The 25,834-nt window shown below is 70.4% G+C and carries 19 protein-coding genes and 1 pseudogene; 9 read left to right on the top strand and 11 right to left on the bottom strand.

Features of this window, described 5'->3' with window-relative positions:
* Nucleotides 1-36 precede the first annotated feature (36 nt).
* The 5 genes from AOK08_RS22780 to uvrC all read right to left on the bottom strand — a co-directional run bounded on the left by AOK08_RS22780 (nt 37) and on the right by uvrC (nt 8,421).
* On the bottom strand, nt 37-2,988 hold the full coding sequence (locus AOK08_RS22780; protein ID WP_055529226.1) for a M14 family metallopeptidase: 2,952 nt from the start codon (nt 2,986-2,988) through the stop codon (nt 37-39).
* A gap of 189 nt (nt 2,989-3,177) precedes the next feature.
* Nucleotides 3,178-4,161, bottom strand: a complete 984-nt coding sequence (whiA, locus tag AOK08_RS22775) for a DNA-binding protein WhiA (protein WP_055529224.1) — start codon at nt 4,159-4,161, stop codon at nt 3,178-3,180.
* Nucleotides 4,152-5,219, bottom strand: a complete 1,068-nt coding sequence (locus AOK08_RS22770) for a gluconeogenesis factor YvcK family protein (protein ID WP_055529223.1) — start codon at nt 5,217-5,219, stop codon at nt 4,152-4,154. Before AOK08_RS22770 ends, whiA begins: the two co-directional genes overlap by 10 nt.
* Nucleotides 5,216-6,268: an RNase adapter RapZ gene (rapZ, locus tag AOK08_RS22765; protein ID WP_055529221.1), complete on the bottom strand. Its 1,053-nt coding sequence runs from the start codon at nt 6,266-6,268 to the stop codon at nt 5,216-5,218. Before rapZ ends, AOK08_RS22770 begins: the two co-directional genes overlap by 4 nt.
* Nucleotides 6,265-8,421, bottom strand: a complete 2,157-nt coding sequence (gene uvrC, locus AOK08_RS22760) for an excinuclease ABC subunit UvrC (RefSeq protein ID WP_055529219.1) — start codon at nt 8,419-8,421, stop codon at nt 6,265-6,267. Before uvrC ends, rapZ begins: the two co-directional genes overlap by 4 nt.
* A gap of 298 nt (nt 8,422-8,719) precedes the next feature.
* On the opposite strand from uvrC, the gene AOK08_RS22755 reads away from it, so the two are divergent.
* From AOK08_RS22755 to AOK08_RS22745, 3 genes are all read left to right on the top strand, one after another.
* The gene (locus tag AOK08_RS22755; RefSeq protein ID WP_055529217.1) at nt 8,720-9,682 is read left to right on the top strand and encodes a hypothetical protein; all 963 of its coding nucleotides are present in this window, start codon (nt 8,720-8,722) and stop codon (nt 9,680-9,682) included.
* A 139-nt stretch (nt 9,683-9,821) separates the two neighbouring features.
* On the top strand, nt 9,822-10,886 hold the full coding sequence (locus AOK08_RS22750) for a LacI family DNA-binding transcriptional regulator (RefSeq protein WP_055529216.1): 1,065 nt from the start codon (nt 9,822-9,824) through the stop codon (nt 10,884-10,886).
* Nucleotides 10,883-11,803, top strand: a complete 921-nt coding sequence (locus AOK08_RS22745; RefSeq protein ID WP_055529214.1) for a carbohydrate kinase family protein — start codon at nt 10,883-10,885, stop codon at nt 11,801-11,803. Before AOK08_RS22750 ends, AOK08_RS22745 begins: the two co-directional genes overlap by 4 nt.
* 118 nt (nt 11,804-11,921) lie before the next feature.
* Here AOK08_RS22745 and uvrA read toward each other — a convergent pair whose 3' ends face one another.
* Entirely contained in the window at nt 11,922-14,915 is a 2,994-nt protein-coding gene (gene uvrA / locus AOK08_RS22740; protein WP_055529212.1) for an excinuclease ABC subunit UvrA, read from the bottom strand.
* 222 nt (nt 14,916-15,137) lie between these two features.
* On the opposite strand from uvrA, the gene AOK08_RS22735 reads away from it, so the two are divergent.
* The 5 genes from AOK08_RS22735 to AOK08_RS22715 all read left to right on the top strand — a co-directional run bounded on the left by AOK08_RS22735 (nt 15,138) and on the right by AOK08_RS22715 (nt 19,387).
* Nucleotides 15,138-15,830 (top strand): maleylpyruvate isomerase family mycothiol-dependent enzyme, encoded by a 693-nt coding sequence (locus tag AOK08_RS22735; protein WP_055529210.1) that lies wholly within the window; start codon nt 15,138-15,140, stop codon nt 15,828-15,830.
* Nucleotides 15,831-15,860: 30 nt separating this feature from the next.
* Nucleotides 15,861-16,517 (top strand): MBL fold metallo-hydrolase, encoded by a 657-nt coding sequence (locus AOK08_RS22730; RefSeq protein ID WP_055529208.1) that lies wholly within the window; start codon nt 15,861-15,863, stop codon nt 16,515-16,517.
* 316 nt (nt 16,518-16,833) lie between these two features.
* Nucleotides 16,834-17,718 carry an ABC transporter substrate-binding protein gene (locus AOK08_RS22725; RefSeq protein ID WP_055529206.1) on the top strand — a complete coding sequence of 295 codons (885 nt, stop codon included), beginning with the start codon at nt 16,834-16,836 and terminating at the stop codon, nt 17,716-17,718.
* The gene (locus tag AOK08_RS22720) at nt 17,715-18,623 is read left to right on the top strand and encodes an amino acid ABC transporter permease (RefSeq protein ID WP_055529204.1); all 909 of its coding nucleotides are present in this window, start codon (nt 17,715-17,717) and stop codon (nt 18,621-18,623) included. The genes AOK08_RS22725 and AOK08_RS22720 overlap by 4 nt, the downstream gene beginning before the upstream one ends.
* Nucleotides 18,624-18,658: 35 nt before the next feature.
* The gene (locus AOK08_RS22715) at nt 18,659-19,387 is read left to right on the top strand and encodes an amino acid ABC transporter ATP-binding protein (RefSeq protein ID WP_198539347.1); all 729 of its coding nucleotides are present in this window, start codon (nt 18,659-18,661) and stop codon (nt 19,385-19,387) included.
* 15 nt (nt 19,388-19,402) lie between these two features.
* Here AOK08_RS22715 and aroQ read toward each other — a convergent pair whose 3' ends face one another.
* Nucleotides 19,403-19,876 (bottom strand): type II 3-dehydroquinate dehydratase, encoded by a 474-nt coding sequence (gene aroQ, locus AOK08_RS22710; RefSeq protein ID WP_055529201.1) that lies wholly within the window; start codon nt 19,874-19,876, stop codon nt 19,403-19,405.
* A gap of 306 nt (nt 19,877-20,182) precedes the next feature.
* Here aroQ and AOK08_RS22705 point away from each other — a divergent pair, with 306 nt between their 5' ends.
* The gene (locus AOK08_RS22705) at nt 20,183-21,454 is read left to right on the top strand and encodes an MFS transporter (protein WP_055529199.1); all 1,272 of its coding nucleotides are present in this window, start codon (nt 20,183-20,185) and stop codon (nt 21,452-21,454) included.
* A 15-nt stretch (nt 21,455-21,469) separates the two neighbouring features.
* Here AOK08_RS22705 and AOK08_RS22700 read toward each other — a convergent pair whose 3' ends face one another.
* The 4 genes and pseudogenes from AOK08_RS22700 to AOK08_RS22685 all read right to left on the bottom strand — a co-directional run.
* On the bottom strand, nt 21,470-22,570 hold the full coding sequence (locus AOK08_RS22700) for a calcium:cation antiporter (protein WP_055529197.1): 1,101 nt from the start codon (nt 22,568-22,570) through the stop codon (nt 21,470-21,472).
* A gap of 345 nt (nt 22,571-22,915) precedes the next feature.
* Nucleotides 22,916-23,230: a DUF1330 domain-containing protein gene (locus AOK08_RS22695; protein ID WP_079054206.1), complete on the bottom strand. Its 315-nt coding sequence runs from the start codon at nt 23,228-23,230 to the stop codon at nt 22,916-22,918.
* Nucleotides 23,231-23,356: 126 nt separating this feature from the next.
* Nucleotides 23,357-24,358 (bottom strand): TerC family protein, encoded by a 1,002-nt coding sequence (locus tag AOK08_RS22690; protein WP_107101016.1) that lies wholly within the window; start codon nt 24,356-24,358, stop codon nt 23,357-23,359.
* A gap of 285 nt (nt 24,359-24,643) precedes the next feature.
* A pseudogene (locus AOK08_RS22685) lies at nt 24,644-25,834 on the bottom strand (TerD family protein); the annotation flags it as partial.

Here is a 25,834-nt window from a genome sequence, read left to right as displayed (position 1 = left end):
ACCCTGATGACCGGGGTGGATCAGTTCTTCAGTTCTTCAGTTCTTCAGCGCGGCCAGGGCCTTGCCGAGGAGTGCCTTGCGGTCGGCCGCCTTGGTGACGTGCTCCAGGCCGAAGCCCAGCAGCACGGTGTCACGGGTGGTGACCGCTCCGTAGGTCTTGAACAGCTCGCCCGACCGGCTCCAGTCCGTGGTGACCTTGGGACTGCCCGCGGGCGGTCCGGGGGTGCTCCAGGCGCCCAGGGACGTCTCGAAGCCCTCGACCGGGCCCGCCGTGCCGCCGGTCACGAGGGTGGCGTTGTCGGCGAGGACGCCGCGTCCGCCGGAGCCGGGGTCGGTGATGTAGCTGAGCGAGATCTCCACCTTCTTGCCCGCGTAGGCGGAGAGGTCGAAGTTGACCTGCTGCCAGCCCGTGGAGGCCCCGGTGAGGCTGTTCCAGGAGCCGCTGGTCCCGGTGGGCGTGCAGGCGTCCGGGCCGAGGGTCAGATAGCGGCTGAGAGCGGGGTGGCCCTTCATGAAGAACCCCTCCTCGCAGTCGAGGGGCACACTCGTGCTGGTGGCGCCGCCCTTCTCCGGGAGCGTGGTCCAGTCGTCGGCCCCCGCCGTGTGGGCTTCGAGCACGACGTGGTCGTAGCCCTCCTCCGTGTCCCACAGAAGTTGGGTACGGAAGGTGGGCGTGTCCGCCGCGCCGACCCCGGTGAGGTCGATGGTGCGGGTGAGCCGGTTCCACGCGTAGTCGGTGTGCGTGACGGCCGCCATGAAGGAGCCCGCGTACGGTCCGTACGGGTTCGGGGTCCCGGGGTAGCCGCCCGCGCCCGCGCTGGCGAACTGCGGGAAGGCCGCCGCCGCCAGGTTGTCCGAGGTGACGCTGAAGGACCCGGCGGCGTCCAGCGGGTTGCCCGGCGCGCCACCGAGGTCGCCGGTGACCCCGGTGAGCTTCCCGGAGCCGGTGAAGGCGCTGACCGACGGCAGGGTCGTACGGTCGTAGGCGCCCAGGTAGTACTGGCTGAAGTCGTTCGACAGGGCGCCCCCGCCGAGGTCGACGGCGCCGCCCGCGCTCTCGCCGGCCTCGATCAGCTTGCCGCCCTCGTTGAGGTAGGCGCGCAGTTGGAGCTGGGTGGCGTTGCCCGGCCGTACGGCGCCCGTGTAGTGGACGACCGTCTTGAAGTGGCGCAGCACGCCGAGCGAGTCGGGCGCGCCCAGGGCGGCGACGTCCCAGACGAGCGGCTTCCTGCCGTTGGCCTTCAGCGCGTCGGCGTAGGCCTGTGTCTGTGTGGCGGTCGCGCCCTCCTCGGCGACGACGAGGGTGTCCGCGCGCGGGATTTCGGCGACCGTGTACGTGAACCGTGTGCTCTTGGTGGGTTTGCCGGCCTGCGTCTGGCCGGTGAACCAGACCTCGACCTTGTCGCCCGGCTTTCCGTCGGTGACCTTGGCGCGGTACTCGTCGAAGTAGAGGTTGTCGTCACCGCCGAAGGTCTTGCCGCCCTTCCACCTCTTGAGCGCCGTGTACTGCGTACGGCCGCCGTTGACGCGGTACTTGAGTTCCTTGTGGCGCACGGACTTGCGTACGACGACCGAGACCTCCTGGTCGGCGCCGCGCGAGTACGAGGTGGTGAAGGGGGCCGGGGTGAAGTCGGGGGCGGCGATGCCGACCGAGGACTTCGGCTGGTCGGGCCTGGCCGCGGACTCGGCGACCGACAGGGCGAACGGGATGTTCTTGGCGAACTCCTGCTGGATCAGCTTCCTGTCGTCCGGGAAGGTGAAGACCGAGGCGCAGTCGGCCGCGTTCCAGCGGTCGTCCGGGTAGAGGTTCGACGCGGTCTCGCAGGTCGACATCTCGGGGGTGAACATCCCCATGCCGTTGACGTTGGCCGCGTGGCCGTCCGCCTCGCCGTTGGTGGTGTACAGCTCGGAGGAGAGCTGGGGGTGGTAGCCGGGGATGGCGGACTTCTCCGGGGTACCGGCGAGCGACTTGTAGACGACGTCGTCGGGGCTGGGCGACGCCACCTGCCAGCCGACCCCGTAGAGGAGGAGTTCGGCGGCGGAGTGGTAGTTGACGCCGTACTTGAAGCCGACGCGCTTCTCGAAGGCGTCCAGGGCCTTGGTCTCGGGCTCCGAGCCGGGGCGGGCACCGCGGTAGGTCTCGCTGGTGGGGGACGGGGACGAACCCTCGTTGTCGTAGCCCCACTTGTAGGCGAAGTTGCGGTTGAGGTCGACGCCGTCGCCGGCGGTGATGGCGCCGTCGCCGTTGACGTCGCGCATGTTCTTGCGCCACTGGCGGTCGCCGTCGGCCCGGTGGGTGAAGTCGTAGCCGTCGGGGTTCGCGGACAGGACGAACCACAGTTCGGTCGAGTCGACGATCTTCTTGACGCGCTTGTCCCTGGAGTAGTTGTCCAGGTAGTAGTGCATCAGCCGGCGGGTCATCTCCGGCGTGATCCATTCACGCGCGTGCTGGTTGGACATGTACAGGACCGACGGCTTGGCGCCGTCCTTGGTCTGCTTCGCGCCCTTGGTCAGTTTGAGCGCGAGGATGTCCTGTCCCCGCAGGGTCTTGCCGATGGAGACGACCTTGGTCAGGCCCGGGTTCCGCTGGGCGGTCCGGAGGATCTCCTCCTTGAGGTTCCCGGGTCCGCTGTACGGCCGGAAGACGCCGTCTCCGGCGGCGGCCACGCGCGCGCGTGCCCTCGCCGTGAGCGTGTGCTCCTTGAGGTGGACGCCCTTGCCCTCGAGCTGGGCGGCCTGCTTGTCGGTGAGGTAGACCTCGACCGTGGAGGTGCCCTTGCCCTGCGTCCGCTCCCCGAGTTCCTGACCGTCCTGGCCGGCCGCGAGCAGCAGGGGAATCTGCGCCTTGGTGACCTCGGCGCGGAAGACCTTGACCTCGTCGGCGCCGGGTGTGCCGGCGTGCTGCGCGGCGACGGCGACGGGTGCGAGTCCCGCGCCGCCCAGGACGAGAGTGCCGACAGCGAGGATCGTTCTCGCTCTGCGTCTCATGTACCCCCCTAGCGATGGTCCGCCACGTTGGCGGACAGATGCCAGGCTCATGACACTTCATGATCCAGTCAAGGGGGCGCCAACACGCCGCAAATGCCGGTACCGGCACCCGAAACGGGCACCGGCACCGGCATGTTGAGGGTCCGTCAGACCTGCTGTGAGGCTCCGTCAGCCTGTGGCGAGGCCACGTCAGCCCGCGTCGGCCATCTCCTCGGTGAGGTTGGACTCGGTCCCCGGGATACCGAGGTCCTGGGCGCGCTTGTCGGCCATGGCGAGCAGCCGGCGGATCCGGCCCGCCACGGCGTCCTTGGTCAGCGGCGGGTCGGCGAGGGCACCCAGCTCCTCCAGGGAGGCCTGCTTGTGGTCCATGCGCAGCCGGCCGGCCGCGGCGAGATGCTCGGGGACGTCGTCGGCGAGGATCTCCAGCGCCCGCTGGACCCGCGCTCCGGCGGCGACGGCCGCGCGCGCGGAGCGGCGCAGATTGGCGTCGTCGAAGTTGGCGAGGCGGTTCGCGGTGGCGCGGACCTCGCGGCGCATCCGCCGCTCCTCCCAGGCCAGCACTGACTCGTGCGCGCCGAGCCGGGTGAGGAGGGCGCCGATCGCGTCCCCGTCCCGGACGACGACCCGGTCGACGCCCCGCACCTCGCGGGCCTTGGCGGCGATCGAGAGGCGGCGGGCGGCACCGACGAGCGCGAGCGCTGCCTCGGGGCCGGGGCAGGTCACCTCCAAGGAGGAGGAACGTCCCGGTTCGGTGAGCGAGCCGTGGGCCAGGAAGGCGCCTCTCCAGGCCGCTTCCGCGTCACAGGTGGCCCCGGAGACCACCTGCGGGGGGAGGCCTCTGATGGGGCGCCCACGGCCGTCCACGAGCCCTGTCTGCCGGGCGAGCTGGTCACCGCCCGCGACCACCCGGACCACGTACCGGGAACCGCGGCGCAGTCCGCCGGGCGCCATCACGATCAGTTCGGAACTGTGGCCGAAAATCTCAAGGACGTCCCGCTTGAGCCGGCGGGCCGCCATCGCGGTGTCCAGCTCCGCCTCGATCACAATGCGCCCGCTCACCAGATGAAGGCCGCCGGCGAACCGCAGAATGGCGGAGACCTCCGCCTTTCTGCAGCAGGTACGGGTGACGGGGAGCCGGGAGATCTCGTCCTTCACCGCTGCCGTCATCGCCATGGGCCGATCCTTCCATGCATCCGAAAAATACGGTCGTACGCGGCTGCCAACAGCTCCGTATCGTGCCGAGGAGAACCGTCGGTCCGGGCCACCGGCGCCAGCTCCACCGCGGCACCGAACCGTTTGGCGGCATCGGTCAGCAAGTCGCGGTCGGGCACGGCGGCCTCGTCGGCCAGCACCACGTCCAGGGCGAGTTTAGGGGCGTGTCGTCCCAAAACCTCCAAATGACGCTGCGGGGAGAAGCCCTCGGTTTCTCCGGGTTGCGGCGCGAGGTTCAGCGAGAGTACCCGGCGGGCCTTCGTCTCGGTGAGCGCGTCGAGCAACTCCGGCACCAGCAGGTGCGGGATCACGGAGGAGAACCAGGAGCCGGGCCCGAGGACGACCCAGTCGGCGTCCAGGACGGCGGCGACGGCTTCCGGGACGGCGGGCGGGTCGTGCGGCACGAGGTGCACGGTCTGCACCTCGCCGGGCGTGAGCGCGACGGTGGCCTGTCCCCGTACGGTGTCCACCTCGTCGGGCCGGGCCGGGTCGTGCCCTCTGACCAGGGCCTGAAGTTCCAGGGGTACGGCGGACATCGGCAGCACACGGCCGTGCGCGCCCAGGAGCCGGCCGACCAGGTCGAGGGCCTGGACATGGTCGCCGAGCTGCTCCCACAGGGCGACGATCAGCAGGTTGCCGACTGCGTGTTCGTGCAGGTCGCCCTTGGACTGGAAGCGGTGCTGGATGACGCGGGCCCAGGTCTGGCCCCACTCGTCGTCGCCGCACAGCGCGGCCAGGGCCTTGCGCAGGTCACCGGGCGGCAGCACGCCCAGCTCGTCACGCAGACGGCCGCTGGAGCCGCCGTCGTCGGCCACGGTGACGACGGCGGTCAGGTCGCCGGTGATCCGGCGGAGTGCGGCGAGCGAGGCGGACAGGCCCATGCCGCCGCCCAGGGCGACGACCTTGGGCTGGGCGCCCCGGCGGCGCGGTCTGGCACCGCGGGCCTCGACGGGCCGGGCCTCGCGGCCCTCGGGGGTCATGCGGCGCAGCCTGCTCAGCCGCGATGAACGTCCCGTCATTCCCGTCCCATGTCCCGGTGCACGATCACGGTCTCCACGCCCTGCGAGGCGAGGCGGGCGGCGAGCTTCTCGGAGGTGGCGACCGAACGGTGCTTGCCGCCGGTGCAGCCGACGGCGATCGTCACATAGCGCTTGCCCTCACGGCGGTATCCGGCCGCGATGAGCTGGAGCAGTTCCGTGTACCGGTCGATGAACTCCTTGGCGCCGGGCTGGTTGAAGACGTACGCCGACACCTCCTCGTTGAGACCGGTGTACGGACGCAGTTCCGGGACCCAGTGCGGGTTGGGCAGGAACCGCATGTCCACGACCAGGTCGGCGTCGACCGGCAGGCCGTACTTGAAGCCGAAGGACATCACCGTGGCCCGCAGCTCGGGCTCCTCCTCGCCCGCGAACTGGGCGTCCATCTTGGCGCGCAGTTCGTGCACGTTGAGGCTGGAGGTGTCGATCACCAGGTCGGCGTCGCCGCGCAGCTCGCGCAGCAGTTCGCGCTCGGCGTCGATGCCGTCGACGATACGGCCGTCCCCCTGGAGTGGGTGCGGCCGGCGCACCGACTCGAAACGGCGCACCAGGGCGTCGTCCGAGGACTCCAGGAAGACGATCCGCCGGGTGACGCCCTTCGCCGCGAGGTCGGAGAGCGACTCGCGGAGGTTGTCGAAGAAGCGCCTGCCGCGTACGTCGACGACGACCGCGATCCTGGCGACATTGCCCTGGGAGCGGGCGCCGAGCTCCACCATGGTGGGGATCAGCGCGGGCGGCAGGTTGTCGACGACGAACCAGCCGAGGTCCTCCAGACACTTGGCGGCCGTCGAACGGCCGGCTCCGGACATACCGGAGATGATCACCAGCTCGGGGATGGCCGCTTCGGGAACCCCGGCTGTCTCGATGCCCGTACCCACTTGTTCTCCGTTTTCCTTGCCCGGCGGTTCCTGGCCCGCCCCGGTGCCCGGTGCCGGGCCCTCGGCGTGCCGCGAGCGGTCGTCGCCCGATTCCTTGTGACCCGCCTGGTCGTGTGCGGTGTGCTCGGCCTTCGGTGTCTCGTGCTCGGTCATGTCTCCTGCCCCCGTCGCTCGTCCGGGGCGCCCGCGGCTACGGGCCGCCCGGAGGAACCCGTCCTCGTCCCGGGTTCCCCGTTCTGCGTGTCCGCCGTGTCTGACGTGTCGGACGTGTCCGACCCGTCTGCAGTATCCGCCGTGTCATCCATGATCTCTCCGGTGGCCGTGTTCACGGCGGGTGCGGGCGGGGCCGCCTGTGCGAGGGCCACGGCGATCGTCTCGGCCGTCTTGAGGCCTATGCCGGGAACCTCGCGGATCTGGTCGATTGTGGCGGACCGCAGCTTCTTCACCGAGCCGAAATGCTTGATCAGCGCCTGTTTCCGGGTTTCGCCGAGTCCGGGCACGTCGTCCAGCGGGCCCGCCCGGAAGCGCTTGGCCCGTTTCACGCGCTGGTAGGTGATCGCGAAGCGGTGGGCCTCGTCACGGACACGCTGGAGCAGATACAGGCCCTCACTGGTGCGGGGCAGGATCACCGGGTCGTCCTCGCCGGGCACCCAGACCTCCTCCAGGCGCTTGGCGAGGCCGCAGACAGCGATGTCGTCGATGCCCAGCTCGTCCAGTGCCCGCTGGGCGGCGGCGACCTGCGGCTGCCCGCCGTCGACGACGACGAGCTGCGGCGGATAGGCGAACCGCTTGGGCCGCCCCTCGTCGTCCTTCAGCTCCGCGCCGGGTTCCCGCGCGGGTTCCTGGCCGGGTTCCGGGCCCGTTTCCCGGCCGGGATCCTGGCCGTCCGCCCACTCCCCCGTCTTCTCCTTCTCGGCGATGTAGCGCCTGAAGCGACGGCTGATCACCTCGTGCATGGACCGGACGTCGTCCTGTCCCTCGAAGCCCTTGATCTGGAAGCGGCGGTACTCGCTCTTGCGCTGCAGGCCGTCCTCGAAGACGACCATGGACGCCACCACGTCGTCGCCCTGGAGGTGGGAGATGTCGTAGCACTCGATCCGCAGCGGGGCACTGTCCAGGTCGAGGGCCTCGGCGATCTCCTCCAGCGCGCGGGAGCGGGTCGTCAGGTCGGAGGCGCGCTTGGTCTTGTGCAGCACGAGCGAATGCTGCGCGTTGCGCTCCACGGTCTCCATGAGGGCCTTCTTGTCGCCGCGCTGCGGGATGCGCAGCGAGACACCGGACCCGCGCCGCTCGGCCAGCCACTCCTGGACGGGCTCCACGGGGTCGGGCAGCGCGGGGACGAGGACCTCCTTGGGCACGGAGTCGCCCTTCTCCTCCCCGTAGAGCTGCTGGAGGGCGTGCTCGACCAGTGCCCCGGTGGTGATCTCCTCGACCTTGTCGGTCACCCAGCCACGCTGGCCGCGCACCCGTCCACCGCGTACGTGGAAGATCTGCACGGCCGCTTCCAGCTCGTCCTCGGCGACCGCGATCAGGTCGGCGTCGGTCGCGTCGGCGAGCACGACGGCGCTCTTCTCCATGGCCTTGCGCAGCGCCTCGATGTCGTCACGCAGCCGGGCCGCCCGCTCGTACTCCATCTCCTCGGCCGCTTCCGTCATCCGCTGTTCGAGGCGGCGGATGTACGTCCCCGTGCGGCCGGCCATGAAGTCGCTGAACTCGTCGGCCAGTTCGCGGTGTTCCTCGGCCGAGACCCGCCCGACGCAGGGCGCCGAGCACTTGCCGATGTACCCGAGGAGGCAGGGGCGGCCGGTGCGGGCGGCGTTCTTGAATACGCCCGCCGAGCAGGTGCGCACCGGGAAGACGCGCAGCAGCAGGTCCACGGTGTCGCGGATCGCCCACGCGTGCCCGTACGGCCCGAAGTAGCGGACGCCCTTGCGTTTGTGACCGCGCATCACCTGCACGCGCGGGTACTCCTCGTTCATCGTCACCGCGAGGTACGGGTAGCTCTTGTCGTCGCGGTACTTGACGTTGAAACGGGGGTCGTACTCCTTGATCCAGGAGTACTCCAGCTGGAGCGCCTCGACCTCCGTGGACACCACCGTCCATTCCACGGAGGCGGCCGTGGTGACCATCGTGCGGGTGCGCGGGTGGAGACCGGCCAGGTCCTGGAAGTAGTTGGCCAGGCGTTGGCGCAGGCTTTTCGCCTTCCCGACGTAGATCACCCGGCGGTGCTCGTCGCGGAATCTGTACACCCCGGGAGAGTCCGGGATCTGTCCCGGCTTGGGGCGGTAGCTGGAGGGGTCGGCCATGTCTCACACCCTACTGGCGGGCTCTGACAGCGCGATGATCCCGTGGACCGGTGCCTGCCTGGTCCCGGGGAGGGGCGGGCCGGAAATCGAGTGCTCCGGCGGTCGCGTCTTCTGCGTCTCAGGTGTTGTCGCGCCTTGGTCAACACGCTTCAATGCGGGGGAACTCGGGGCGGTGAACCGGCCGCGTACACACGTGCGGGCACCAGGGCACGGGGACGGGAACGCCGCTCGTGCCCGCCCCGGTCCGGTCCGCGCGCGGTCCGACCAGCCGCGTGATCATTCACAGAAGGGCCCCTGCATGCGCCGAGGCACACCGCACGCGGACGATGCCGTCGCGGAGGACGCCACCGCGGAACTGGAGACGGTCCTGCGCAACGGCCCCTTCCATGTGGCCCTGCGGGCCGCGATCACCGCGCGCGGGCTGCCGCTGCAACGTGTCCAGCACCATCTGTGGCGGTACGGGGTCAAGGTCGGCGTCACCAGCCTGAGTTACTGGCAGCAGGGCGCCCGCCGCCCGCAGCGCCCCGAGTCCCTGCGGGCCGTAAGGGCCCTGGAGGAGATCCTCCAGCTACCGGACGAGGCGTTGATCCGGCTGCTCTCGCACGACGCCGAACGCACCGGCCCGCAGCGCCCCGCCGGGCGGTCGTACCGCTCCCTCGTCGAGGCCACCGGCGCCCTGGAACACCTGCTGACGGAGCTGGAGGCACCGCTCGACGGCGGCCTGCACACCCTCGGCCTGCACGAACGGATACACATCGGCACGCACCGTGAACTGCTCACCCGTGAGGCCCACCACATCGTGCGGGCCCACCAGGACGGCACCGACCGGTTCGTCGCCGTGCACCACGGCGACCCCGGCTGCGCGCCGGACCGCATGTCGGTCCACGCCCTGGAGAACTGCCGCACGGGGCGGATACGCCGACATCACGGCACCGGGGTACTCGTCGCCGAACTCCTCTTCGACACACGGCTGTGCGCGGGCGACACGTTCCTCTTCCGCTACGCCGTGGAGGACGGCACGGCGGGCGTGTCCCGTGAGTACGTGCGCGGGTTCGGTGTCGCGGGCGGGCAGTACGCGCTCCAGGTCCGCTTCGACGGCGGGTCCCTGCCGGTGCGCTGTCACCGGTTCGCCCAGCACTCGGCCGCGGCGCCCCGCGGGGGCCGCCAGGACCTGCCGGTGAGCGCCCGCCATCGCTCGGTCCACCTCGTCGAACCGAGGGTGCGGCCGGGGATCCTGGGCATCGGCTGGGACTGGGAGTGACGCGAGCGGCGGCGGGGGCGCTCGCGCGGTCGGATACGTAAACGTTTACGCAAACGATTGCGCAAGCGCTTACGGGCGCCCGGGACATGCGCTACATTGCCGCCGTCGAAGCCCGATCGGGACGGGAAGGCGGGGCTCCATGGCGACGATGGCCGACGTGGCGCGGCATGCCGGTGTGTCCGTGGCGACCGTCTCCCACGTACTGAACGAGACCCGTGTGGTGCGCCCCGCGACCCGGCAGGCCGTCCTGGACGCCATCGAGGTGCTGGGCTACACCCCGAACACGCTGGCCCGTTCCCTGGTCACCGCGCGGACGCGGTCCATCGGGCTCGCGGTGTCGGCGATCGGCAACCCCTACTTCACGGAGATCCTCCAGGGCGTCGAGGCCGGTGCGCTGGAGCACGGCTACAGCCTCCTGATCGCCGACCCGCACGACGACCCCGGGCACGAGCGCAAGGTCGTCCAACTGCTGCACGAACGACGTGTGGACGGCATGATCGTCGCGCCCTCGGCTGATCCCGGCGCCCTGGTCGCCTATCTGACCCGGCACGACGTGCCGACGGTGTTCCTGGACCGCCTGCTCGGCACTCCTTCCGACGGCACCCCGCTCTTCGACCAGGTGTGCGCCGAGAACGCCGAGCCGATGGCCCTGCTGATGGCTCACCTCACCGCACTCGGCCACAGACGGATCGGCCTGGTCGCGGGCCGCCCCGGCCTCAGCACGACGGCGGAACGGCTGACCGGCTACCGCCTCGGCCTCGCGTCCGCCGGGCTGCCCCACGACGAGCGCCTGGTGGTTCACGGCGACTCCGAGTCGGCGGGCGCCGAGCGGGCCACCGCCGCCCTGCTCTCCCTCGCGGCGCCGCCGACCGCCCTCGTCACCGCCAACGACGCGATGACCATCGGCACCCTGCGTGCCCTGCGCGAGCGGGGCCTCACCGTGCCGGACGACCTGGCGCTGTGCTGCTTCGACGACTTCGCCTGGGCCGACCTGTTCTCCCCCCGGCTCACCGCGATCGCCCAGCCCGGCAAGGAGATCGGCGCCCAGGCCGTACGGCTGCTCCTGGACCGTCTGGCCGACCCGGGCCGCCCGACCCGGACCGTACGGCTCCCGTGCGCGTTCGTTCATCGCGAGTCGTGCGGATGCGCGGCCGGGGAACACCCCGAGATCTCCCGCCAGGCCGAGGAAGGACCCCTCCCATGATCGTCGTCGCCGGTGAGGCACTCATCGACCTGGTACCGCGTACGGCGGGCGCCCTCGCGGATCTGCGGCCGGCGCTGGGCGGCGGGCCCTACAACACGGCGGTGGCCCTCGCCCGCCTCGGCTCCCCCACCTCGTTCTGTTCCCGCGTCTCCGCCGACGCCTTCGGCGAGGCGCTGCTCGACGGGCTGCGCGCGGCAGGGGTCGACGTGTCGTCCGTACAGCGCGGCGGCGAGCCGACGACGCTCGCGGTCGCCTCGATCGGGGCGGACGGCTCCGCCGCCTACTCCTTCCATGTCGAGGGCACCGCGGACCGGCTGTTCACGGCACCCGCCCGGCTTCCCGACACGGTCCGGGCGGTGTCCTTCGGCACCTGCTCGCTGGTCCTGGAGCCGGGCGCGAGCGCGTACGAGGAGCTGCTGCGGAGGGCTGCCGCACAGGGTGTGTTCACCGCGCTCGATCCGAACATCAGGGCGGGACTGATTCCCGACGCGGACGCCTACCGGGTCCGTTTCACGGGCTGGCTGCCGTCGGTGTCGCTGCTCAAGCTGTCGGAGGAGGACGCGAAGTGGCTCGGCGGGACTCCGCGCGAATGGCTGGCCGCCGGTCCGTCGGCCGTCGTGGTCACCCGGGGCGGCGACGGACTGACCGTCTTCACCCGCGACGGCGCCGAACACTCCGTGCCCGGTGAGCGGGTCGACGTGGTGGACACGATAGGCGCGGGCGACACCGTGAACGCGGCGCTGCTGCACGGCCTGTCCGCCCGGGACGCGCTGTCCCGGGCGGCACTGGCCGCCCTGGGCCCCGAGGACTGGACCGGCCTGCTCCGCCTCGCGGCCCGCGCGGCGGCGGTCACCTGCTCAAGGGCGGGGGCGGAACCGCCGTACGCGGCCGAACTGGATGTGCTGGGCGCACTGTAGAGGCGGTTCTCCGAGCTCCTGGGTACTTGGGGTCGGTAGACGCACGGCGGCCCGCGGGGAGATCCCGCGAGCCGCCGTGTCTGCCGTGCTCGCCTCGGCGTTCGAGCTCGTCGATGACTCAGGCCTTGCGGGCCCGGGTCGTCGTCTTCTTCGCCGGAGCGGCCTTCTTCGTGGCCGCGGCCGTCTTCGTCGCCGTCGACCTGGTCGCCGCCGCCGTCTTCTTGGCGGCCGTCTTGCGCGGGGCCTTCACCGAGGTGGCGTCGCTGACCCGTTCGGCGCCCAGGATCTCGCGCAGGAATTTGCCGGTGTGGCTCGTGGCGACCCCGGCGATCTCCTCGGGCGTGCCCTCGGCGACCACGAGACCGCCGCCGGCGCCCCCTTCGGGGCCCATGTCGACGACCCAGTCGGCGGTCTTGATGACGTCGAGGTTGTGCTCGATGACGATGACGGTGTTGCCCTTGTCGACCAGGCCGGAGAGGACCTTGAGGAGCTTGCTGATGTCCTCGAAGTGCAGACCGGTGGTCGGCTCGTCCAGGACGTACACCGTGCGGCCGGTGGAGCGCTTCTGGAGTTCGCTGGCGAGCTTCACCCGCTGGGCCTCGCCGCCGGACAGGGTGGTGGCGGACTGGCCGAGCCTGACGTAGCCGAGGCCGACGTCGTGCAGGGTGTTGAGGTGGCGGGCGATCGCCGGGACGGCCTCGAAGAAGTGGCAGGCTTCCTCGATCGGCATGTTCAGGATGTCGGCGATGGACTTGCCCTTGTAGTGGACCTCCAGGGTCTCCCGGTTGTACCGGGCACCGTGGCAGACCTCGCACGGGACGTACACGTCCGGGAGGAAGTTCATCTCGATCTTGATGGTGCCGTCGCCCGCGCAGTTCTCGCAGCGTCCGCCCTTGACGTTGAAGGAGAAGCGGCCGGGCAGATAGCCCCGCACCTTCGCCTCGACGGTCTCCGCGAACAGCCGGCGGACGTGGTCGAAGACACCGGTGTACGTCGCCGGGTTGGACCGCGGGGTGCGGCCGATGGGCGACTGGTCGACGTGGACGACCTTGTCGACGAGGTCGTCGCCGTCCACACGCGTGTGGCGGCCCGGGACGCTGCGGGCGCCGTTCAGTTCGCGGGCGAGGTGGGTGTACAGGATGTCGTTGACCAGCGTCGACTTGCCGGATCCGGACACCCCGGTGACGGCCGTGAGGACGCCCAGCGGGAACGACACGTCGATGTCTTGCAGGTTGTTCTCGCGGGCGCCGTGCACGGTGAGCCGGCGGGAGGGGTCCTGCGGGCGCCGGATGTCGGGCAGCGGGATGGCCTTCCTGCCGGACAGGTACTGCCCGGTCAGCGACTCGTCGTTGGCGAGCAGTTCCTTCAGGGAGCCGCTGTGCACGACCTTGCCGCCGTGCTCGCCCGCGCCGGGGCCGATGTCGACGATCCAGTCGGCGACCTTGATGGTGTCCTCGTCGTGCTCGACGACGATGAGCGTGTTGCCCATGTCCCGCAGCCGGACCAGGGTCTCGATCAGCCGGTGGTTGTCGCGCTGGTGGAGGCCGATGGAGGGTTCGTCGAGGACGTAGAGGACGCCGACGAGTCCGGAGCCGATCTGGGTCGCGAGGCGGATGCGCTGGGCCTCACCGCCGGAGAGCGTGCCGGCCGCGCGGTTCAGCGAGAGATAGTCGAGGCCGACGTCGACCAGGAACTTCAGCCGCTCGTTGACCTCCTTGAGCACTCGCTCGGCGATCTTCTTGTCACGGGCGTCGAGCCTGAGCTTGGCCAGGAACTCCGCGCAGTCGCTGATAGACATCGCGGCGACCTCGGCGATGGACTTCTCCATGACCGTGACCGCGAGGACGATCGGCTTGAGGCGGGTGCCCTGGCAGGTGGGGCAGGGCACTTCGCGCATGTAGCCCTCGAAGCGCTCCCGGCTGGCGTCGCTCTCGGACTCGCTGTGCCGCCGCTTCACGAACGGGACGGCGCCCTCGAAGGGCGTGGTGTACACGCGCTCCCTGCCGTACCGGTTGCGGTAGCGCACCTCGATCTGGGTCTTGTGCCCGTGCAGGAGCGCCTTCCTGGCACGCAGTGGGAGTCCCGCGAAGGGGATGTCCGTACGGAATCCCAGCGCGTCCCCGAGCGCGTTGATGAGGCGGCTGAAGTAGTCCTTCGTGTGGCCGTGCGACCAGGGGTGGATGGCTCCCTCGTCGAGGGACTTGTCCTCGTCCGGGACGATCAGCTCGGGGTCGACCTCCATGCGCGTGCCGATGCCCGAGCAGTCGGGGCAGGCGCCGAAGGGCGAGTTGAAGGAGAAGGAGCGGGGCTCCAGCTCCTCGAAGGACAGGTCGTCGTACGGGCAGTACAGGTGCTCCGAGTACATGCGCTCGCGCTCGGGGTCGTCCTCGGGGAGGTCGACGAAGTCGAGCACGACCATGCCGCCGGCGAGACCGAGGGCGGTCTCCACGGAGTCGGTGAGGCGGCGCTTGGCGCCCTCCTTGACCGTGAGGCGGTCGATGACCACCTCGATGGTGTGCTTCTCCTGCTTCTTCAGCGCGGGCGGGTCGGAGAGCTGGATCGTCTCGCCGTCCACCCGCGCGCGGGAGTAGCCCTTGGTCTGGAGGTCCGCGAAGAGGTCGACGAACTCGCCCTTGCGTTCACGCACCAGCGGCGACAGCACCTGGAAGCGGCTCCCCTCCGGCAGCTCCAGGACCTTGTCGACGATGGCCTGCGGCGACTGGCGCGAGATGGGGCGCGAGCACTCGGGGCAGTGCGGCTTGCCGATGCGCGCGAAGAGCAGACGCAGATAGTCGTACACCTCGGTGATGGTGCCGACCGTCGAGCGCGGGTTGCGGGAGGTCGACTTCTGGTCGATCGAGACGGCCGGTGAGAGGCCCTCGATGAAGTCGACGTCCGGCTTGTCCATCTGGCCGAGGAACTGGCGGGCGTACGACGAGAGCGACTCGACGTAGCGGCGCTGGCCCTCGGCGAAGATCGTGTCGAAGGCCAGGGAGGACTTGCCCGACCCGGACAGGCCCGTGAAGACGATGAGCGAGTCGCGCGGGAGGTCGAGCGAGACGTTCTTGAGGTTGTGCTCTCGCGCGCCACGGACGATGAGACGGTCGGCCACGCCGGTCCGCACCTTTCTTGGGAAGTGAGCAGGGGCGGGGCCCCCGGGCTTTCTCAGACTAGGGGGAGCCACTGACAACGCCGGTCGGATTCCTGGGGTGGTAACAATCCCCGGCCATCCAGCATGCCCGACGCCGCACTCGACCATATAGCACGCACATTCGATTTGCGGGTCTGTCCTGTCTGCTTCACCCGAACGTGTGGCGGGGCTATCGTCGGCTCCATGGCGGATCATGTGCGCGACCTGGCATCTGTACGCGAAGCGACGGAACGGCTGCTCACCGCAGCCGCGAAATTGAACAACGATTCGGTGGCCGAGCCGTCACGGCTGCCCGGCTGGACCCGCGGCCACGTCCTCGCTCACCTGGCCCGCAACGCCGACGCCCTGGTGAACGTCTTCGAAGGACGTCCCATGTACGTCTCCGGGGAGGCCCGGGACGCCGACATCGACCGGGACGCCCCGCGCCCCCTCGACGTGCACCTCACGGACGTCCGGGAGAGCGCGGCCCGCTTCCAGGAGACGGCGGCCGCGCCCGCGGACTGGTCTCGCACGGTGGAACTGCGCAACGGCGTCACCGACACCGCCTCCCTGGTGCCGTTCCGGCGCTGGACCGAGGTCGAACTGCACCACGTGGACCTGGGGATCGGGTACGAACTCGAAGATCTCCCGGCGGAGTTCACGGAGCGGATGACCACATTCCTGGCCGACCGGTTCACCGGCCGCCCCGAGGTGCCGCCCACCACGGTCACGGACGGCACGCGCGCGTGGAGCACGGGAAGCGGGGCGGGCGGCCCCGGGGCGACGGTCACGGTCACCGGGCCGGCGCCCGCGCTGCTGGGGTGGCTCTGCGGCCGTCGCGACGGAGCGGGACTCGAGGTGTCGGGCGGGGACCTGCCCGCGCTGCCCCCTCTCTGAGGCCGGCCGCGCCGCTATAGGCTGGGCGCCATGACGTACAGCGGAGCGGTGAAGGTCGGCGGCCCTGCCGATGTGCACGAGTTGCCGGACCTGATGATCACCAAGGTCGCGGTGGGCCCGATGAACAACAACGCCTATCTGCTGCGGTGCCGGGCCACGGACGAGCAGTTGCTGATCGACGCGGCGAACGACGCGCATACGTTGATCACACTGATCGGTGACGACGGCATCGCGTCGGTCGTCACGACACATCAGCACGGCGACCACTGGCAGGCGCTCGCGGAGGTCGTGGAGGCCACCGGTGCCCGTACGTACGCGGGCCGGGAGGACGCCGACGGCATCCCCGTACCGACGGATGTGGCGGTCGACGACGGGGACACGATCCGCGTGGGGCGCGTGGAACTCACCGCGCGCCACCTGGTCGGGCACACGCCGGGCTCGATCGCGCTCGTCTACGACGACCCGCACGGGCATCCGCACGTGTTCACCGGGGACTGCCTCTTCCCCGGCGGCGTGGGCAACACACGCAAGGACCCGGAGGCCTTCGCCAGCCTGATCCACGACGTGGAGACGAAGATCTTCGCCCCGCTCCCGGACGAGAGCTGGGTCTATCCCGGACACGGCGACGACACCACCCTGGGCGCGGAGCGGCCCCACCTGCCGGAGTGGCACGCACGGGGCTGGTGAACCGGCCGACGGGGACCGCGCCCGTACGGCGGTGAACTTCGAATGGGGGGCGTGCAGTTGGTGACGCGCGCCCCGTGTGAAACGAACGCACACGCCGATGGCGTACGCGCGCTCCCGGCGTGCGCCCCGGCGTAGTCCACTGAAAGCAGCCCCGCTCAGGATGACGGCTCCTGAGCGGCACGGGCCGCCGACCTGTCGATCCCCGCCCTCGGTCGGCGGCCCCGGCGTTCACAGGGACGCAACACACGTTCCCACGATGCGGACAATTCCGCCTGTGACCTGGACAAATGGCATGCTCCGCTGCCACTCTCCCGCCATGTACCTTGCCCCGAATACGCTCCGCCGCGTAGTCTCCGCCGCCGTTGTCGCCCTGCTCGCCACCGCTGTCGGCTGCGCCCCGCAGCCGGAGAAGAGCGCCGCCAAACCCGCCGGGACGGCCGGAGCGGCCACCTGCGCCAAGGGCAAGCTGGCCACCCAGACCGCGGGCAAGCTGACGATCGCCACCGACGAGCCCGCGTACGAGCCCTGGTTCAAGGACGGCAAGCCCGCCAGCGGCAAGGGCTTCGAGTCGGCGGTCGCGTACGCCGTGGCGCAGCGGCTCGGCTACGACAAGGCGAACGTCGTGTGGCAGAGCGTGCCCTTCAACAAGGCGTTCGCGCCCGGGGAGAAGACCTTCGACTTCGACATCAACCAGGTGTCGATCAGCGCCGAGCGCAAGAAGGCCGTGGACTTCTCGTCCGGCTACTACGACGTGCGCCAGGCCGTCATCGCGCTGAAGAACTCCAAGGCCGCGAAGGCGACGAGCATCGCGGACCTCAAGGGCCTCAAGCTGGGCGCCCAGGTCGGCACGACGAGCCTCGACTACATCGACGACGTGGTGAAGCCGACCCAGGAGCCCGCCGCGTACGCCAAGAACGACCAGGCCAAGTCGGCGCTGCAGAACGGCCAGGTCGACGCCATCGTCGTCGATCTGCCGACCGCCTTCTACATCACCGCCGCCGAGGTGACCGACGCGAAGATCGTCGGACAGTTCGAGAACCAGGGCGGTACGCCTGAGCAGTTCGGGCTGGTGCTCGACAAGGGCAGCGCGCTCACCCCGTGCGTGACGACCGCGGTGGACGCCCTGCGCAAGGACGGCACGCTCGCCTCGATCGAGAAGCAGTGGCTGTCGGACGCCGTCGCCGCTCCGGTGCTCAAGTGACCGCAGTGAAGGAGGAGTCCGGGCAGGAGGACCCGGGCGCCATGCAGGACCGGGGCGACGGCTACGTGCCCTCGCAGCGGCGGATCGACCGTGAGCGCTACAAGCGCACCCGCGCGCGCCGCGCCACGTCGATCGCCGCGCTGTCCACCCTCGTCACCGGCGTCGTGCTCTATCTGGTCGTCGTCAACGCGCCGGGCTGGCCGCGCACCAAGGAGACGTTCTTCAACGGGCGGTACGCGCGCGAGGCGTTCCCCAAGGTCCTCGAAGGGCTGTGGCTGAACGTACGGCTGCTGCTGATCTGCGGTGTCGCGGTACTCGTCCTGGGCATGCTGATCGCGATCGCGCGCACGCTGCGCGGCCCGGTGTTCTTCCCGCTGCGCGCGCTGGCCGCCGCGTACACGGACTTCTTCCGCGGCCTGCCGCTGATCATCAACCTGATGATCGTCGTCCTGGGGGTCCCGGCGCTGCGGCTCCAGGGCATCACCGTGGACCCGGTGCTCCTCGGCGGTACGGCGCTGACGCTGACGTACTCGGCGTATGTCGCCGAGGTGTTCCGGGCCGGCATCGAGTCCGTGCACCCGTCGCAGCGGGCGGCGGCGCGCGCGCTCGGGCTGACCAACCGGCAGGCGCTGCGGTACGTCGTCCTGCCCCAGGCCGTACGGCGTCAGGTGCCGCCGCTGCTGAACGACCTGGTGTCGCTCCAGAAGGACACCGGGCTCGTGTCGATCGGCGGCGCGATCGACGCCGTACGCGCGGCCGACATCATCGTGGGCCGCAGCCTCAACTACACGCCGTACATCGTGGCGGGACTGGTCTTCGTCGCGCTGACCATCCCGATGACCCGCTTCACCGACTGGGTGACGGCCCGGATGGACCGGCAGCGGGCGCAGGGAGGAACACTGTGATCGACATCCCCGAGGGCTCCTCCCCCGTGCTGCGCATGGAGGCCGTGCGCAAGACGTTCGGTGACACGGTCGTCCTGCGGGACGTCGATCTGGAGGTCGCCCCGCACACGGTGACCGCGCTGATCGGCGCGTCCGGCTCCGGCAAGTCGACGCTGCTGCGGTGCGCGAACCTGCTGGAGGACGTCGACGACGGCGCGATCTGGCTGGACGGCGAGGAGATCACCGACCCGCGGACCGACCAGGACGCCGTGCGCCGCCGGATCGGCGTGGTCTTCCAGGCGTACAACCTGTTCCCGCACATGACCGTCCTGGAGAACATCACCCTGGCCCCGCGCCGGGTGCACGGCGTGGACCGCGCGGAGGCGGAGCGGTACGGCCGTGAGCTGCTGGAGCGGCTCGGGCTCGGCGCGAAGGCGGGCGAGTACCCGGACCGGCTGAGCGGCGGCCAGCAGCAGCGGGCGGCGATCGTCCGCGCCCTCGCCGTACGCCCCCGGCTGCTGCTCCTCGACGAGATCACCGCGGCCCTCGACCCGGAACTGGTGGGCGAGGTGCTCGCCGTCGTCCGGGATCTCAAGGGCGACGGCATGACGATGGTCCTGGCCACCCATGAGATGGGCTTCGCCCGCGATGTCGCGGACCAGGTCTGCTTCCTGGAGGGCGGCGTGGTCCTGGAACGCGGCACGGCCGAGCAGGTGTTCGGCGATCCTCAGCAGGAGCGCACCCGGCAGTTCCTGCGGCGGATCGTGGAGGCGGGGCGGCTGTAGGTCACCCCTCCGAGGTCACCCCTCCGAGGTCGCCGCCTCGACCAGCGCGGCGACCCGCTCCACCCCGAACACATATCCCTGCACACCGCACCCCGCGATGACGCCGTCGGCGCGCAGCGATACGTACGAGTGGTGCCGGAACGTCTCCCGCTTGTGGATGTTGGAGATGTGCACCTCCAGCACCGGCATGCCGTCGCAGGTGTTGAGGGCGTCCAGGATCGCGACGGAGGTGTGCGAGTAGGCGCCGGGGTTGATGACGATGCCGGCGTGGGTGAGGCGTGCCTCGTGGATCCAGTCGACCAGTTCGCCCTCGTGGTTGGACTGGCGGAAGTCCACCGTGCCGCCGTGTGCGGCAGCCGCCTTGGCGCACATGGCCTCGACGTCGGCGAGGGTGTCGGAGCCGTAGATCTCCGGCTGGCGCTGGCCCAGGAGGTTCAGGTTGGGGCCGTTCAGGATCATGATCGGGGCGTTGGCGAGGGTGCGGGGCACGGTTCCTCCGGTCCGTTCGGGGGTGACGGCCCGTCGAGGACCGCTGTTCAGCCCCGGTCTATCACGGTGCACCGACAACGCGGCGGGCCGTACGCCCCCGGCCTGATGACCGTCTTCGACGTGGACTTCGGACAGACCGATCCGCACATCGACCTCCCTGTGGTGGGTCGATACGGGTGGACGGCCCCGGCCGGCGCATCACCGTGACGTACTGATCCCGATCGGCCCCGCGCGCTCCCGTAACGCGCGGTCACCGTGGGTAGTTGACCCTGTATGCACGACGTACGCAGGGTAAGGGCGCCTTCCATGGTGCGGCTGGCCGCCGCCTCGCTCGCGGGGACGGCCATCGAGTTCTACGACTTCTTCGTCTACGGCACCGCCGCCGCACTGGTACTGGGGCCACTGTTCTTCCCGACGTTCTCCCCGGTGGCCGGGACGCTGGCCGCCTTCGGGACGTTCGGGGTGGGGTTCGTCGCCCGGCCGCTGGGGTCGGTGCTGTTCGGGCACCTCGGGGACCGGCGCGGGCGGCGGCCGGTACTCGTCGCCTCCCTGCTGCTGACCGGAGCGTCGACGGTCGCGGTCGGCTGTGTACCGACGTACGGGTCGATCGGCACGGCCGCTCCCGTACTGCTCCTGGTGCTGCGCTTTCTGCAGGGGCTCGGGCTCGGCGGGGAATGGGGCGGGGCGGTCCTGCTGACCGCGGAGCACGCGCCCGCCGAACGGCGTGCTCTGTGGTCGAGCTTCCCGCAGATCGGCCCCGCGGTGGGTTTCCTGCTCGCCAACGGCGTGATGCTCGCGCTGTCGGCGTCCCTGACGGAGGCACAGTTCGCCTCGTGGGGGTGGCGGGTGCCGTTCTGGGCGGCCGGAGTACTCGCCGTGGCGGGGCTGTGGCTGCGTTCGTCGCTCGCCGAGAGCCCGAGTTTCCTGGAGATCGACGACCACGCGCGCGTGCCGCTCGCCGAGGTGGTGCGCGACCACTGGCGACTGGTCCTGCTGACGGCGGGCGCGCTCGCGGTCGGGTACGCGGTGTTCTACGCGGTGACGACCTGGTCCCTCGCCTACGGGACCGAGCGGCTCGGTGTCAGCCGTACCGTCATGCTGGCCTGCATCATGGCGGCGGTGGTGATCAAGGGCGCCCTGACACCCGCGGTGGCTCTCCTGGGGGACCGCTACGGCCGCCGCCCGCTGTGTCTCGCGGGCTGCGCCGCCTCCGCCCTGTGGATGTGCCCGATGGTCGCGCTGCTCTCGACCGGCGAACCGCTGCTGATGTTCCTCGGCTTCCTGGTGGCGATGATCGCGTTCGTCACGATGTTCGCGGTGATCGCCGCGTATCTGCCGGAGCTGTACGAACCCCGCGTACGGTGCACGGGCGCGGCGGTCGGCTACAACCTCGGCGGGGTTCTCGGCGGCGCGCTCACGCCGATCGTGGCGACCGCGCTCGCCGAGCACGGGGGCCGGGTCCCGTGGGCCGTCGGCGCCTATCTGACGGGGGTCGCCCTGTTCAGCCTGGGGTGCTTCGCGTTGCTGCCGGAGACCCGGCCGGTGCCCCGCCTCGCCGCCGTACCCGCCACGGAGTGACCTGCGGGGCGGTGGTCAGGGGTTGACCGCCAGCTCCAGGTAGGCGGCGAACAGCACCAGATGTACGCCTCCCTGGAGCGGCGTGGCCCGCCCGGGCACCACCGTCAGCGAACCCACCACCACGGTCAGGACGAGCAGCACCATGTGGGTGGCACCGAGGCCGAGGACGAGTGGCCCGGAGAGCCAGACCGTTGCCAGGGCCACGGCGGGGATGGTCAGGCCGATGCTGGCCATCGCGGACCCGAGGGCGAGGTTGAGGCTGGTCTGCACCCGGTCGCGGCGCGCGGCGCGCAGCGCGGCGATGGTCTCGGGAAGCAGCACGAGCAGGGCGATGACCACACCGACGACGGCATGCGGCAGGCCGGCCGCCTCCACCCCGGACTCGATGGTGGGCGACACCCCTTTCGCCAGGCCCACCACGCCGACCAGCGCAAGGCCCAGCAGCCCCAGGCTGATCCGGACCTCGCGGGCGGTCGGGAGCTCCGCGTGACCGTCCGCGGTGATGACCTCGCCCTGCCGGGTGACCGGCAGGAAGTAGTCCCGGTGCCGCACGGTCTGGGTCGCCACGAACAGGCCGTACAGGACCAGCGAGGCGAGCGCGGCGAAGGTGAGCTGGGCGGTGGAGAACTCCGGGCCCGGCTTGCTCGTCGTGAACGTCGGCAGCACCAGGCTGAGCGTGGCCAGCGTCGCGACCGTCGCGAGGGCGGCCCCGGTGCCCTCCGGGTTGAAGACCGCTGTCCCATGGCGGATCGAGGCGGTGAGAAGACTCAGTCCGACAATGCCGTTGCAGGTGATCATCACGGCGGCGAAGACGGTGTCCCTGGCCAGGGTGGAGCTCTTGTCCCCGCCGTCCGCCATCAGAGTGACGATCAGGGCGACCTCGATGATCGTGACGGCGACGGCCAGCACGAGTGAGCCGAAGGGTTCACCGGCCCGGTGGGCGATCACCTCCGCGTGGTGCACGGCGGCCAGCACGGCTCCCGCGAGGACCAGTGTCACCAGCGCCACGACCGCGCCCGGAAGGTCTCGTCCCCAGGTGAACACCAGCAGGACGACCGCGGCCACCGGCACGACAGCCGTCCACCGCGTCACGAGCGACCGCAGCCCGACGATCATTCAGCGATCCTCGCAGACAGGTATGGACCACGCATGTGCATACCTGTCCGCGTACGCCCTCTCACGCCGACCCACTGGACGACCCTTCACACTGCCCCTCACGATCTTCTCCGGTTTCGATCCGGTGCCCCGGACATCCGGGCGCATGCTCCCCGTGGCCCGGGGCGCAGGACCCGGGCCACGGGCCCTCGCACCCGCCTCCCGCTCCGGTTCGACAGCCCCGGACCCCCCACGTCGAACCCCACGACGCCATCGGTCACCGGCACCACGCGCGCCCCGCGCCACTCCCTGCCGTGCGGGACCGGCGCCCGCTCATCACGGGGCCCGCGCGTCCTTCCGCCGTCGCTACTTCAGCTCGGTCATCTCCCGTACGTCGCAGTCGGTGAAGGCGGGCGGCCTCGTACACAGCGACGCCAACTGCTCCGCCATCCTGCTCGTCTCGGGGTCGGCGCTGTTGCGCATGGCCTCGTCGTACGAGTCGAACTCGATCAGCACCAGGAACCTGCCGGGCTGGTTCCTGTCCTCCAGGACGAGGCGGTGTGCGGGCCCGCCGGCCCGTCCGGCGAGGCGCTGGTCGGCCTCCTGGACCAGCGCCCGCATCTCCTCCATCCGGTCGGTCTCGATGTCGATGATCTGCACGAACTTCGTCGCTGCGTCCACGATGCCTCCATGCGGCCGTGGCGCCCCTGGCAAGGGACGCTCACCACCCAACGAAGCACCGGGAACGGTGCCCGGCAATTCGCCGCGCCCCGCTCCCCATGGTGGTTGTTCCTACGTCCGACGTGGTCAGGCGCCGATGGTGTCCTTCGGAGCGCCTTCGCTCTCCTTCCGCGCCGCCTCGGCCGCCTCCTGCTTCCTGGAGGCCATCAGGCTGGTGACCGTGGTGATCACCAGGACCCCGCAGATCACACCGAGGGAGACCGGTATGGAGATCTCCGGTACGTGGACGCCCGACTCGTGCAGCGCGTGCAGCACCAGCTTGACGCCGATGAAGCCGAGGATGACCGACAAGCCGTAGCTGAGGTGGACCAGCTTCCTCAGCAGACCGCCGATGAGGAAGTACAGCTGACGCAGTCCCATCAGGGCGAAGGCGTTGGCGGTGAAGACGATGTACGGGTCCTGGGTCAGGCCGAAGATCGCCGGGATCGAGTCGAGGGCGAACAGGACGTCCGTGGTACCGATCGCGAGCATCACGACCAGCATCGGCGTCATGACGCGCTTGCCGTTCTCCGCGATCCACAGCTTGGTGCCGTGGTACCGGTCGGCCACACCGAACCGCTTCTCGACGGCCTTGAGCAGCTTGTTCTCCTCGAACTCCTCGTCCTCGTCGTCGGCGCGGGCCTCCTGGATGAGCTTCCAGGCGGTCCAGATGAGGAAGGCGCCGAAGATGTAGAACACCCACGCGAAGCTGGCGAGGATCGCGGCGCCGGCGGCGATGAATATCGCCCGCAGGACGAGCGCTATGAGGACCCCGACGAGGAGCACTCGCTGCTGGTACTGCGAGGGCACCGCGAACTTGCCCATGATCAGGACGAAGACGAAGAGGTTGTCGACGCTCAGCGACTTCTCGGTGATGAAGCCCGCGAAGAACTCGCCGGCGGGCTCACCGCCGCTGAAGACGAGCAGCCCCAGACCGAAGAGCCCGGCCAGCGCTATCCAGACGACCGTCCAGATTCCGGCTTCCTTGATCGATACGTCGTGGGGCTTGCGCCCGATGAAGAAGTCCACCGCGATCAGAGCGGCGAGACCGACGATGGTCAGGACCCACAGGGTCAGGGAAACATTCACCGCGCCTCCGGCAGTACGTAACGGCAAATTTCAGCGTCGTCGCTACCGGAGGTCTCTTCCACCCGCGACAGCCGGGCTCCTTCACGCGCCCGGACGCCTGCGGGCCGGCGCCCCGGGATCTGGAGTGATCCGTATTGACGGGTACGCCGCAGCAGGTAGGGAGTACTCCCCTCCGTGGGGAAAACAGTACCCAATCACCAAGGAAAGGTAAAGAGATTAGTAAAAGAAAATCAAAGTCCGCAGGTCAGAAGGCTTTACGGATGCTTGGTAAAGCGATTGCGGGCGTCAGCGGTTCCAGGCGCGGCGGGCCGCCGCGACCTGGCTGAGCACCTGCTGGAGCACCTGGCTGCCTGGCGGGACGACCGACGGCTCGTACGTCCACGCATGGCCGACCCACGGGTCGGCCAGATGATCGTCGGGTACCGGTGTGAGTCGCATAAGTGAACGCCAGAGCGGGTCGAGCAACGGCCCGTAGGCGGCCGCGTCCTCGCGGTCGGCGACCATCATCAGGTGGACGCCGACGGCCGGCCCCTCGTCCGCGAGATACCGGAGCCGGGTCACCGCCCGGTCGTCGAAGCCGTGCGGGAAGTCATTCACGATCAGCAGTTGCTGAGCGGTGTCCAGGTCGGGCGGCAATGAGTCCGCCGCGCCGCCACGCACCGCCATCTGCACGAGGTCGACGCGCTGGGTCAGCCTCCCCAGGACGTCCGCGACACCGGCGGCCCCCGAGGCGGGCGGACCCGCGAGCACCCCGGTCCGCACCAGCGGCGCGAGGGCAGCGGTGCCCGAGCCCGCGGGGTCGATGACGTGCACGGAGAATTCGCCCGCCGGATGGACGGCGAGCAGCCGGGCGGCATGCGTGACCGCCGTGTCCATGGCCAGCCGTCGCAGCTCGTCGGAGTCGAGGAGCGAGCCGTCGCGAGAATCACCGCCGCTGTCGATCCACAGTCCGCGCTCCAGCGGCAGCCGGACGAGCATCGGGATGCTCAGCCCGGCGCTCTCGGGCAGCCGCAGGTCGCCCAGCCGCAGCGCCATGGGCATCTCCATGGGTACGCGGTAGCCGTGCCAGACAGGGTTGTCCCAGCGGGCGTAGGGCAGGGGCAGCGCGGGCTCGACGACCTCGGCCTCGGCGGTGAGCTGGGCGAGGTCACGGTCGAGGGCGGCGCGGGCCTGGTCGACGAGCTGGGCCTGCTTGGCGCGGGCCGCTTCCCTGGCGTCGTCACCCCGGCCGCCGACCCGGTTGCGCGGATCCTCCAGGGCCTTGTCGATCTCCCGCTCCAGGCGCGATTCGGCGAAGTCCACGGCGCTGCGGTATGCGGCGACGGTCCGCGCCAGGTCCTCGAACATGCCCCAGACCTGGTTGTAGAGCCGCTCGTCCATGGACCACCCATTGGCGTCACCCGCGACCGGCGGCGCCGCCTGTCCTGACGGGGCCGGGGGCGAGGTCGGGGGTGACGGCAATGGGTGGTCCATGGA

Source organism: Streptomyces graminilatus, from assembly GCF_001418565.1.
GTDB classification, from domain to species: domain Bacteria; phylum Actinomycetota; class Actinomycetes; order Streptomycetales; family Streptomycetaceae; genus Streptomyces; species Streptomyces graminilatus.
Note: the sequence above shows the minus strand (reverse complement) of the source record. Positions and strands in the feature narration are given on the sequence as shown.